At 57.3% G+C, this 11,781-nt stretch carries 9 protein-coding genes; 8 read left to right on the top strand and 1 reads right to left on the bottom strand.

Annotation, left to right across the window (positions count from 1 at the left end; translation table 11 throughout):
• Positions 1–209: 209 nt before the first annotated feature.
• Complete coding sequence (locus AC6I6N_RS13900; protein WP_009463827.1) at positions 210–668, bottom strand: MarR family winged helix-turn-helix transcriptional regulator; 459 nt, start codon at positions 666–668, stop codon at positions 210–212.
• 199 nt (positions 669–867) lie between these two features.
• On the opposite strand from AC6I6N_RS13900, the gene AC6I6N_RS13895 reads away from it, so the two are divergent.
• The 8 genes from AC6I6N_RS13895 (at position 868) to AC6I6N_RS13860 (ending at position 11,572) form a co-directional block, all read left to right on the top strand.
• Positions 868–3,078 (top strand): thiamine pyrophosphate-dependent enzyme, encoded by a 2,211-nt coding sequence (locus tag AC6I6N_RS13895; RefSeq protein ID WP_094195162.1) that lies wholly within the window; start codon positions 868–870, stop codon positions 3,076–3,078.
• A 23-nt stretch (positions 3,079–3,101) separates the two neighbouring features.
• On the top strand, positions 3,102–4,607 hold the full coding sequence (locus AC6I6N_RS13890; RefSeq protein WP_094195163.1) for an indolepyruvate oxidoreductase subunit beta family protein: 1,506 nt from the start codon (positions 3,102–3,104) through the stop codon (positions 4,605–4,607).
• Between the two features lie 233 nt (positions 4,608–4,840).
• Entirely contained in the window at positions 4,841–5,356 is a 516-nt protein-coding gene (locus AC6I6N_RS13885) for a MarR family winged helix-turn-helix transcriptional regulator (RefSeq protein WP_009463824.1), read from the top strand.
• A 95-nt stretch (positions 5,357–5,451) separates the two neighbouring features.
• Complete coding sequence (locus AC6I6N_RS13880) at positions 5,452–5,895, top strand: acyl-CoA thioesterase (protein ID WP_094195164.1); 444 nt, start codon at positions 5,452–5,454, stop codon at positions 5,893–5,895.
• A gap of 131 nt (positions 5,896–6,026) precedes the next feature.
• The gene (locus AC6I6N_RS13875; protein ID WP_094195165.1) at positions 6,027–8,363 is read left to right on the top strand and encodes a bifunctional salicylyl-CoA 5-hydroxylase/oxidoreductase; all 2,337 of its coding nucleotides are present in this window, start codon (positions 6,027–6,029) and stop codon (positions 8,361–8,363) included.
• A gap of 21 nt (positions 8,364–8,384) precedes the next feature.
• Complete coding sequence (locus tag AC6I6N_RS13870) at positions 8,385–9,509, top strand: cupin domain-containing protein (RefSeq protein WP_094195166.1); 1,125 nt, start codon at positions 8,385–8,387, stop codon at positions 9,507–9,509.
• 95 nt (positions 9,510–9,604) lie between these two features.
• Positions 9,605–10,528, top strand: a complete 924-nt coding sequence (locus tag AC6I6N_RS13865; protein WP_009463820.1) for a fumarylacetoacetate hydrolase family protein — start codon at positions 9,605–9,607, stop codon at positions 10,526–10,528.
• Positions 10,529–10,543: 15 nt separating this feature from the next.
• Entirely contained in the window at positions 10,544–11,572 is a 1,029-nt protein-coding gene (locus AC6I6N_RS13860; RefSeq protein WP_108727025.1) for a carbon-nitrogen hydrolase family protein, read from the top strand.
• The last annotated feature ends 209 nt before the right edge of the window (positions 11,573–11,781 follow it).

Here is an 11,781-nt window from a genome sequence, read left to right as displayed (position 1 = left end):
TTTGATCGCACCCTGTGCCGGCCTGTTGGTCGGACAGGGTGTGATGAGACTGAATGGCTTGAGCGGACAAAAAAACACCACCCACGCACTGTTCCAGTGGTGCGCGGGTGGTGTTTCATGACGTTGGCGACCGTTAAAGACCGGACTCGAACCGTCAGAGCAGCCCCTTGCAGGGTTTGAACCAATAGTGTGACGGGTGTCGCTGCGTTTTACTGATCGTTGTAGTCGTGCTGCTCGGAGATCAGGCGCCGCAAGGTGGTCTTGAGGGCACCGACATCCAGTGGCTGCAGGCGCTGCACCACTTCCTGCTCGTGCAGGCGGGCCTTGGCAATCAGACCGGAGATCAGGGTTTGGCCTTCTTCGGTAATACGGACCAGCGTGATACGGCGGTCCACATCGTGGGCCACGCGGCGCAGCAAACCCTGTTTTTCCAGTCTGTCCAGCAAGCGGGTGACGGTCGGTTGTTTGGTCGTTGCAATACGAGCCAAGTGGCCGATACTGACTTCGCCCGCGCCCGACAGGGTGGACAGGACACGCCACTCGGAAATGGACAAACCGTTGCTTAGCACCACTTCGTGGAACTCGGCAGAGATCAGTTGGCTGGCCTGGGCCAATAAGGCGGGCAGGTAGTTTTCGACAAAGACGGTGTCGTGTTCGGTGGGGCTCATGTGCTTATTGTCATTACGGGCTAGTGGGTGCCACATGGTGGCAACAGGGCTCACTATAACCAAGCTGTCCGTTTGCGTGTCGCAAATAGTTTGCTGACTTTACTAGGGAAAACCATGAGGATGGATATGTTGAGATATAAACATATTCATATGAAAATAAATACCATGTTCATAATGAGCGGTAAGTAAGGAAAGAAAAATGGCTGAGCGATCGTTTGTCGAAGAAGTCAAAAAGCTGCGCCTGGGTGATGGAGACGTATTCAGTGGCGAAGGCATCCTGGCGGTGACCAAGGCCCTGCTGGAATCAGGCGTGTCCTACGTGGCCGGTTACCAGGGTGCACCTATCTCGCACTTGATGGACGTCTTGGCCGATGCCCAGGACATTTTGCAAGAGAACGGAATCCGTTTTGAAAACAGCGCCAGCGAGGCGACGGCGGCGGCAACACTGGCTGCGTCGGTTAACTACCCGCTGCGTGGCGCCATTACTTTCAAAGCAACGGTAGGCACCAACGTGGCCTCGGACGCGCTGGCCAACCTGGCCTCGGGTGGGGTCAAGGGCGGTGCGCTGATCATTGTGGGCGAAGACTACGGTGAAGGCTCGTCCATCATGCAGGAGCGTAGCCACGCTTTTGCCATGAAATCCCAGATGTGGATGCTCGATCCCCGCCCCAACCTGCCCTGTATTGTGCAAGCGGTTAAAGACGGCTTTGATCTGTCCGAAGCGTCCAATACCCCGGTGATGTTGCAGTTGCGGATTCGCGCCTGCCACGTGCATGGCCAGTTTGTGGCCTCGGACAACCGCCGCGCCAAGTTCACTATTAAAGAAGCCATGGAGCAACCCACACGCGATATCAATCGCATTGTGTTGCCGCCTGCCAGCTTCATGCACGAAAAAGAAAAGATCGAACAGCGCTGGCCTAATGCCGTCAAGTTCATCGAAGAGCGTCAGCTGAACGAGTTCTTTGCAGATGGCACCGATGATGTGGGCTTGATCGTTCAGGGCGGTGGCTACAACACCGTGATCCGTGCGCTGGAGCATCTGGATCTGGCCGATGTGTTCGGCGAATCCAAAGTGCCCATGTATGTCATGAACGTGGCCTACCCCTTGATTGAATCTGAAGTCGTTCGCTTTTGTGAAGGCAAGCGTGCGGTGCTGGTGCTGGAAGAAGGTCAGCCCAACTTTGTGGAACAGAACATCTCCGACATCGTGCGTCGTCACAATGTGGATGTGACGCTGCACGGCAAGGATCTGCTGCCATTGGCCGGTGAGTACAACACTGCCACCATGTTGAAGGGCCTGCGTGCCTTCATGGAAAAATACGGCCGCGTCGAGCCTCTGGCCCCTCGCAAGCCACGCGTGATTCCGATGAAAGTCGAGACCGTGGAGCGTCCTAAAGCTGAACAAGCCAGTCTGGTGGAAGTCGAAGCGGCTGAGATCAAACCCTTGGGCAGCCTGGACGAGAACGTCCACGCCCGACCCCCCGGGTTTTGTACCGGCTGTCCCGAGCGTCCTATCTTTACTGCCTTGAAGCTGGTGGAGCGCGAATTGGGCGAACACCACGTGTCGGCCGACATTGGTTGCCACCTGTTCTCCATTTTGCCGCCCTTCAACCTGGGTAACACCACCATGGGTTACGGCCTGGGTGGCGCCGGTTCGGCTGCTTTGAATGTGGATTCGGACAAGCGCGCGATCTCGGTCATGGGTGACGGTGGTTTCTGGCACAACGGTTTGACCAGCGGTATTGCCAACGCCGTGTTCAACCGCAGTGACAACCTGACCATTGTGATCGACAACAGCTACACCGCAGCCACGGGTGGTCAGGATATTCTGTCCTCCAAGGCCAAGAACGAAACCCGCAGTACCGGTCACCTGATCGAGAAAGCGGCGCGGGGTGTGGGTGTGGAATGGCTGCGCATGATTCGTCGCACCTACGACCTGAAGACCATGACGGCCACCTTGCGTGAAGCCCTGACGACCAAGGAAAAAGGTCCCAAGGTGCTGGTGGCGCAAAGCGAATGTATGTTGAACCGTCAGCGGCGTGAGAAAGGCCAGGTACGTAAAGCCGTGGCTGCTGGCGAACGTGTGGTGCGCGAGCGCTTTGGTGTGGACCCGGATACATGTACCGGCGATCACTCCTGCATTCGTTTGTCCGGTTGCCCTTCGCTGTCGATTCGCCCCAATCCGGACGCCCTGCGTCAGGACCCCGTAGCGAATGTGATGAACAGTTGTGTGGGTTGCGGTCTGTGTGGTGAGGTTTCCCACGCCGCGATTCTGTGCCCGTCTTTCTACCGTGCACAAGTGGTCAGCAACCCGACAGGCTGGGACAAGTTCCGCGAAAAAACCCGCCGTGGCTTTATCGGTTGGTTGCAGCGTCGTGACGCTGCTCGTCGTGATCGTCTGGCCTTCTAAGTACACCCGTAGAGATTCTTATCATGCAGATCAAACCAATCAAGATTGCTATTTTGGCCATGGGTGGCGAAGGTGGCGGCGTGTTGGCCGACTGGATCGTCAATCTGGGCGAACAAAACGGCTACTTTGCACAGACCACCTCGGTTCCCGGCGTGGCTCAGCGTACCGGCGCCACGATTTACTACGTGGAACTGTTCCCGCATTCGGCGGCTGTGGATGGCAAAAAGCCGGTGCTGGCCCTGATGCCTATGCCCGGTGATGTGGATGTGGTGCTGGCCTCCGAGCTGATGGAAGCCGGTCGCGCCGTACAACGTGGGCTGGTCACCGAGGACCGCACCACGCTGATTGCCTCTACGCACCGTGTCTATTCCATTGCCGAAAAATCGGCCATGGGCGATGGCCGTGTGGACGACAATGCTCTGATTGCGCACGCAAGCCAGGCGGCCAAGCGTTTTGTGTACTTCAATATGGAAAAAGCGGCCGAGGACTCGGGCAGCGTGATTTCCGCCGTGCTGTTTGGCGCCTTGGCCAGCACCGGCGTGCTGCCCTTTAGCCGCTCGCAGTTCGAGCAGACCATCGAGCGCGGTGGTGTGGGCGTCAAACCCAGCCTGAAGGCTTTTGGTGCCGCTTACGCCCGTGTCGCTGAAGGCGATGCAGGCAAATCCGATTCGGAAACCAAGCCGGTTGATATGGCTACGTTGGCCCCTCGCGATCCTGCAGTGGCCAAGCTGATTGACCGTGTCCGTGCCGAAGTGCCCGAGCAGGCCCAGCCTATCGTGGTGGAAGGGGTGCGTCGGGTTCTGGACTTCCAGGACGTGGCCTACGCCAATCTGTACCTGGACCGCCTGAAAAAGATCAGCCAGTTTGCCCGTCCTGACGATGTGGCCCTGATCCGTGAAACAGGCCGTTATCTGGCGTTGTGGATGTCCTATGAGGACGCCATTCGCGTGGCCGAACTGAAAACCCGCTCCAGCCGTTTTGACCGTGTACATAAAGAAGTGCGTGCAACTGACGGCCAGATCGTGGCAATCAATGAATACATGCATCCCCGTGTGGAAGAAATCAGCGAAATCCTGCCTTTTGCCAGTGTGGGCCGTTGGTTGATGCGTCCTACCTGGGGCAACAAGCTGGTGAAGTCGCAGACCAAATCCGGTCGTGTTATTCAAACCAGTTCGGTGCGCGGTTTCATTCCTTTGTACGTACTGTCGGGCTTTAAGCGTTGGCGTCGTCGTACGCTGCGTTACCAGGCCGAGCAGCAGCGTATTGAAGGCTGGCTAAAGCAGATCGAGCAGGCTGCCGATGCCCACCCGGCTTTGGCGCTGGAAATTGCTCAGTGCCAGCGTCTGGTCAAAGGTTATGGCGATACGCATGTCCGTGGTTTGCGTAATTACCAGACCGTGATGTCGGCGCTGGAGCGTAACCCCAGCACCCTGTCACCTGCCATCTTGGGTGCCTTGCGTGATGCGGCATTGGCCGACGAGCACGGCACCAAGCTGGAGGCGGCACTGCGCCAGTACGCTCTGGTGTAAAGGGTCACACCGGGCCGCTTTCGGGCGGCCTCGGTGAAAACCCTTGAGGACACGGATTTAACCCCCCAAATACTTTATTTCTAAAATATTCATAGTAGAATATAAATTCGGATTGGCACTGCGACCAAGGCCCTGAAAGCCATAGATCCTGTGTCTACTTGGCCACTTGTTCAAGCAAGAATATCCCGCCTGTTGGTCAAACTGAATTAGCCAAAGCTTGGGGGAAAAACAATATGAATCAAAGCGAAGCAGCACTCGAATTTTTGGTAGAGCCGGCCGATGCCGGTTTTGAAGGGCGCGTCGGTCCCAAGGACCCGGCCAGCCTGAAACTGTGGTTGCGCATGCTGACCTGCACCAAGCAGATCGAGGACGAAATCCGTCGCCGCCTGCGCCAGAATTTTGATATTTCGCTGGCCCGTTTTGACTATATGGCCCAGTTGTACCGCTACCCGCAGGGCCTGAAGATGGGTGAGTTGTCGCGCTATCTGATGGTGACCGGCGGCAATATTACCGGACTGACTGACGAGCTGGCCCGCGAGGGCATGGTGTCTCGTCAGAGTAGCCCGACAGATCGACGTGCCTGGGTGTTGCGACTGACCCCCAAGGGCAAAAGCAGTTTTGAGGCGATGGCCCAGGCCCACAGCGACTGGATTGCAGAAATGTTTGAAGGACTGGGTACCGAGGAAGTCGTGCACATCCATCAGCATCTGGGCCTGTTGCGGGTCCATCTGCAAAGCGCTGCTGGCTAGCATAAGGTGCATCCTGCCAGGCCTGTGAACCGGGCAGGATGCGGATAGCGTCACGAACAGGCGCACAAAACACTTGCTAAAAAGGTGTCTACAACATGGTTTCCAAGCTGTACGAACAAGAACATCGCATCCGTTTTTCGGAATGCGATCCAGCGGGTATCGTTTTTTATCCGCAGTACTTTGTGATGTTTAACGACCTGATGGAAGCATGGATCGACTCCATGACCCCCGAGGGTTTTCACAACATGATCGCCAGCAAACGGGTAGGCATGCCCTCGGTGCATATTGAGGCCGAGTTCAAGTCCATCAGCCGTATGGGTGATGATGTGGTGATGAGCCTGGGTGTGGAACGCATTGGCAATAGCTCCTTGACGCTGCTGTTGCGTTGCATCGGTAAAGATGGTGTGCTGCGTATGCAAGTGCGCCAGACCGTGGTGACCACCTCGCTGGAGACGCACCTGGGTATTTCTATCCCTGATTTTCTGCGCAACCCCATGCAAGAGTATGTGATTGCCCAGCCAGAAAGCAGCAAGGCTTGATCTAGTTTGAAGTAGTAGCAGGCAGTGTGCAGGTCAGCTATTTTTTTTTGATTTAAATAGTTGACTTGTATAATATTTATTAATAAATATACTATGCTCGAAAGCATGTATTCAGACCATACGGACATATCATGAATATCGTATGTATTGGCGGAGGCCCAGCCGGCTTGTATTTCGGTTTGCTGATGAAGTTGCAAAACCCTCAGAACGAGGTTTTTGTTGTCGAGCGCAACCGACCGTACGACACCTTTGGCTGGGGTGTGGTGTTCTCGGACGCCACCATGGAAAACCTGCGTGAAGCTGACCCCGTGTCCGCGCAGACCATCGGTGACGCGTTCAACCACTGGGACGACATTGAGTGCCATTTCAAAGGTAGCGCCGTGCGCTCCAGCGGTCATGGCTTTATCGGGATTGGTCGCAAGAAACTGCTGAACATCCTGCAAGCTCGCTGTGAAGAAGTGGGCGTCAAGCTGGTGTTCGAGACCGTGGTCACGGACGAAGCTGAATTGGCCCGCAAGTACAACGCCGATATCCTGATCGCTTCTGACGGCATCAACAGTGCTGTGCGTACCCGTTACGAAGACGTGTTTCAGCCTGATATCGACACCCGTAACTGCCGCTTTGTGTGGTTGGGTACGGAAAAAGTGTTCGATGCCTTTAACTTCATCTTTGTTGAAACCGAGCACGGCTGGTTCCAGGCTCACGCCTACCGCTTCCAGGACGGTCTGTCCACGTTCATCGTGGAAACGCCTGAAGAGACCTGGCAGAAAGCCGGTATTGGCGAAATGTCGCAGGAAGATGCCATTGCCTACTGCGAAAAGCTGTTTGCCGACCACCTCGATGGCAACAAGCTGATCAGCAATGCCACCCACCTGCGCGGTTCGGCCATCTGGATCCGTTTCCCACGCGTTATCTGCAACAAGTGGGTGCACTGGCAAGATTACGGCACCGGCAAGAAAGTTCCTGTGGTGCTGATGGGCGACGCCGCTCACACCGCTCACTTTTCTATTGGTTCCGGCACCAAGTTGGCCCTGGAAGATGCCATCACCCTGGCCCAGCACATGGACCACGAGTCCATGGAAGAGGCCCTGAAAGATTACGAAGCCGCTCGTAGCGTGGACGTATTGCGTATTCAGAATGCTGCCCGCAACTCGACCGAATGGTTCGAGAACGTGGCCCGTTACGCCAATATGAAGCCCGAGCAGTTCACCTACTCCATGCTGACCCGCTCGCAGCGCATCTCGCACGAGAACATGCGCATGCGTGACGCCGCCTGGCTGGAAAAATACGAGCGCTGGATGGCGACCGAAGCCGGCATGACGCTGGCCGACGGTGAAAAGGCCCCTTCGCCTATGTTTACGCCCTTCAAACTGCGCGATATGCAGTTGAAGAACCGTGTCGTGCTCTCGCCCACCTTGATGTACAGCGCCAAGGACGGTATGCCCGGTGCTACGCACCAAGTGCATTACGGCAGCCGCGCCATGGGTGGTGCTGGCCTGATCATGGCTGAAATGACGGCGGTGACGCCTGAAGGCCGTGTCACTCCCGGTTGTACCGGTCTGTGGAACGACGAGCAGGCCAATGCCTGGAAACCTGTAGTGGCTTTTGCCCACGAACAGGGTGCCAAGATTGGTGTGCAACTGGGCCATGCGGGCCGTCGCGGTTCGACGCAACTGGGCTGGGAAAAAGCCAATCAGCCGCTGGCTGAAGGCAACTGGCCCTTGGTGTCGGCTTCCGCCCTGCCGTATCAGGCGGGCGTAACTGCCGTGCCTGCCGAGATTACCCGTGCCCAGATGGACGAAATTCGTGACGCCTTTGTGGCTGCGGCCAAGCGCGCCGATCAGGCCGGTTTTGACTGCATCGAATTGCAAGCGGCCCACGGCTACCTCTTGTCCAGCTTCATCTCGCCGCTGACGAATCAGCGTAGTGACGAGTTTGGTGGTAGTCTGGAAAATCGCATGGCTTACCCGCTGGAAGTGTTTGCGGCTATCCGCGCCGTCTGGCCAGAGAACAAGCCCATCATGGTGCGTATCTCGGCAACCGACTGGGCCGAAGGCGGCAACACGGCGGACGACGGTGTGGAAATTGCACGCCTGTTCAAGCAAGCCGGTGCCGATCTGATCGACGTGTCCTCGGGTGAAGTGGTGCTGGAGCAGCAGCCAATTTACGGCCGCATGTACCAGACACCATTCTCCGACCGTATCCGTAACGAAGCCGGTATCGCCACCATGGCGGTGGGTTCGATCATGGAAGCGGATCACGCCAACAGCATTATTGCTGCAGGCCGTGCTGACCTGTGTGCCCTGTCGCGTGGCTTTTTGGCCGACGCAAACTGGCCTCAGCGTCAGGCTGCGGAGCTGGGTTACACCGACCTGGCCTGGCCCGTTCAGTACGAATGGGGCAAGGACTGGTTGCAGCGTCAAATCAAACGTGCGCCAGTGGCCCAGGACGGCCCTGCCAAGTCATAAAACACAGAAGGAGACAGCATCATGTCGGAAGAACGTTTTGACACCCACCGCGAAAGCGTGCTCGGTCGTGCAGATGTTGAGGACACGCCCGAATTGGTGAAGTACTACCAGGATTTGACTCAGTTTGAGGCCGGCGCCCTGTGGACCGTGGCCAACAAGATTGAGCCCTGGGAGCCCAAGTCTGACTCCGTGCCAGTGGTCTGGCGCTACCGCGACCTGCGCGACTACGTGTTGCGTTCGGTCGATCTGGTCAGCCCTGAAAAGGCCGGTCGTCGCGTGATTTACCTGAACAACCCCGGTCGCCAGGAAGTCTCGGCGGCGGTGGGTTGGCTGTACTCCGGTTTGCAGGTCATGAAACCGGGCGAAGCGGCTTCCGCTCATGCTCACTCCTCCTCGGCCCTGCGTTTCATTATGGAAGGCCGTGGTGCCTACACCATCGTGGACGGCCACAAGATGACGCTGGGCGCCAATGACTTCGTGCTCACGCCTAACGGCTGCTGGCACGAGCATGGCGTTGAAGCGGACGGCCTGCCTTGCATCTGGCAAGACGGACTGGACATCCCCTTGGTCAACGCACTGGAAGCCGGTTTCTACGCGGTTCACCCTGACTTGTCCCAAGCCATTACGCACCCCGTCAATGACGCGGTGGGTATCTGGGGTGGCCGTGGCCTGAAGCCAACCTTGCACGACTGGCAAAAACCGTATTCGCCCCTGCTCAAGTACGAGTGGGAGCCTACTTACGAAGCTTTGTCGGCCTACGCCAAGGTCACGGACGGCAGCCCATTTGATGGCGTCATCATGGACTACATCAACCCGCTGACTGGCGGCCCTGTCATGTCTACCATTGGCGCCAGCATGCAAATGCTGCGTCCTGGCGAGCACACCAAGGCCCACCGTCACACGGGCAGCATCATGTATCAATGCGCCAAAGGTGAAGGGTATTCCATCATCAATGGCAAACGCTTTGACTGGCGCGAACGCGACATTTTCTGCGTACCATCCTGGATGTTCCACGAGCACGTGAACGGTTCCTCGTCCGATGACGCTTGCCTGTTCTCGTTCCACGATCTGCCCGTGATGCGCGCCCTGAATCTGTACCGCGAAGAAGCGCTGGCAGAGAACGGCGGCCACCAGGTCCTGCTGTAAGACTACTTGTTTAACTTATTTGGACGGCCTGCCAAGGCGGGCCGACCCGATTTATTCAAGCCATCTGCACAAGATGGCCCAATCTGGAGATAGAAATGCGTCTTGTAACGTACCGTAGTGAAGTTGCTGCCGCTGGCCGCTTGGGTGCCATTGTGGGCGATCTGGTGGTTGACCTGGGTTACCTGGGCGACGCCACAGGCCACATGCTGCCTGACAATATGCTCGATTTCATCGACCTGGGCCCAGCCGCTGTGACTTCCACGGCTCGCTTGCTGGAAACCTACGCCGACGATATGCCTTTTGGTGTGGCGCTGCCCCTGGCCAACGTCAAGCTGTTGGCTCCTATCCCACGCCCACGCAAGAACATCTTTGGTATCGGTCTGAACTACGTGGAACACGTGGCCGAATCCAGCCGTACGCTGGACACCTCCAAAGAGCTGCCTAAACAGCCCGTGATTTTCTCCAAGCCACCCACCACCGTGGTTGGCCCTGGCGACGCTATCGAGCACAACAAGAACATCACTCAGCAAATGGACTGGGAAGTGGAACTGGCCGTGATCATGGGCACCCGTGCTCAGCGCGTGGCCAAAGAAGACGCCCTGAAGTACGTGTTCGGTTACTCCGTCATGATCGACGTGAGCGCCCGCGACTGCCGTCGTGCCGGTCAGTGGATTTACTCCAAAGGCCAGGACACCTACGCTCCTTTCGGTCCCGTGATCGTGACGGCCGACGAGCTGACCGATCCTCACAACCTGAACCTGAGCCTGACGCTCAACGGTGTGACCAAGCAAAGCTCCAACACCAAGCACATGCTGTTCAACGTGAACGACCTGATCGCAGACATCAGTGCCGGTATCACGCTGGAACCCGGTGACATCATCGCTACCGGTACCCCAGAAGGCGTGGGCGCTGGCCGTGATCCTCAAGAGTGGATGTGGCCTGGTGACGTGGTGCACGCAGTGGTCGAAGGCATTGGCGAATTGCGTCACCCCATCGTGGACGTGACCCCCCAAAACTAAGTAAAGGAGAGCATGATGCTGGAATTGCGTCAGTTCAAGGCCGCCGCCGTTCAGGCAGCGCCTGTGTTCCTGGACACGAATGCGACCATCGAGAAAGTATGTCGTCTGATCAATGAAGCAGCCGACAACGGTGCCGAGCTGATCGCCTTTCCCGAGGTGTTCGTCTCCGGTTACCCCTACTGGAGCTGGGTGATGAACCCGATCGAGGGCAGCCCGTGGTTCGAGCGCCTGTGCAAATCGGCCATCGAAGTGCCCGGTCCCGAGATCCAGAAGGTTGCGCAGGTTTGCCGCCAGCGCAAGGTCAATGTGGTGTTGGGTGTGAACGAGCGCAGTCCCGTTGGCATCGGCACCATTTACAACACGCTGGTCACCATCGGTGCCGATGGCCGCATTCTGGGTCGTCACCGCAAACTGGTTCCAACCTGGGCTGAAAAGCTGACCTGGGCCAACGGTGACGCCTCCTCGATGCGTGTGCATGACACTACCATCGGCCCGCTGGGTGCCTTGGCTTGCGGTGAAAACACCAACACGCTGGCTCGTTTCAGCCTGTTGTCGCAAGGTGAACTGGTCCACGTTGCCAGCTACATTGCCTTGCCCGTGGCACCAAAAGACTACGACATGGCCGAAGCGATTCGCCTGCGGGCTGCGGCTCACTGCTTTGAAGGCAAGGTGTTTACGGTGGTGGCTTGCTCGACGGTTTCCGAGGAAATCATCGAAGCCATGTCGGCCAGCCATCCTGAAGCACGTGAGCTGCTGGCTCGTCCCAACAGCGCGTTCTCGGGCATTATTGGTCCCGATGGCCGCGTGCAGGGCGAAGCACTGATCGACAAGGAAGGCATTGCCTACGCCGACATCGATCTGTCGCGCTGCATCCAGCCGCGTCAAATGCACGACATCACGGGTCACTACAACCGTTTTGACGTGTTTGACCTGCGTGTGAATCGCAAGGCGCTGACCCCTGCCCGCTTTTACGAAGGCGATGCCGCGTCCCAGCCAGACCTGAATCCTGCCGAGTTCTCCGTTCTGGACGACAAGGAAGTGTAAGCAGGTTCAAGACGGTCCCTTTCCAGTATTGGATCGGGACCGTTTTTTGACGGGTCGCTTTGCTCAAGCGACCGGCTCAAAAAAAACCGCCGTGGCCTGGCCGCAGCGGTTCAAGATGCACACTGCCTTTTGTAAAAAAGGGCAGCGCCGGGCCTGAAGGAGCGGGCTGTTTTAACGGCTGGTCCCTATCCTGCGCCTTGCAGGGCAGG

This window comes from Alcaligenes sp. LTN-3 (genome assembly GCF_059735605.1).
This window is presented reverse-complemented; position numbering and strand designations above follow the sequence as displayed.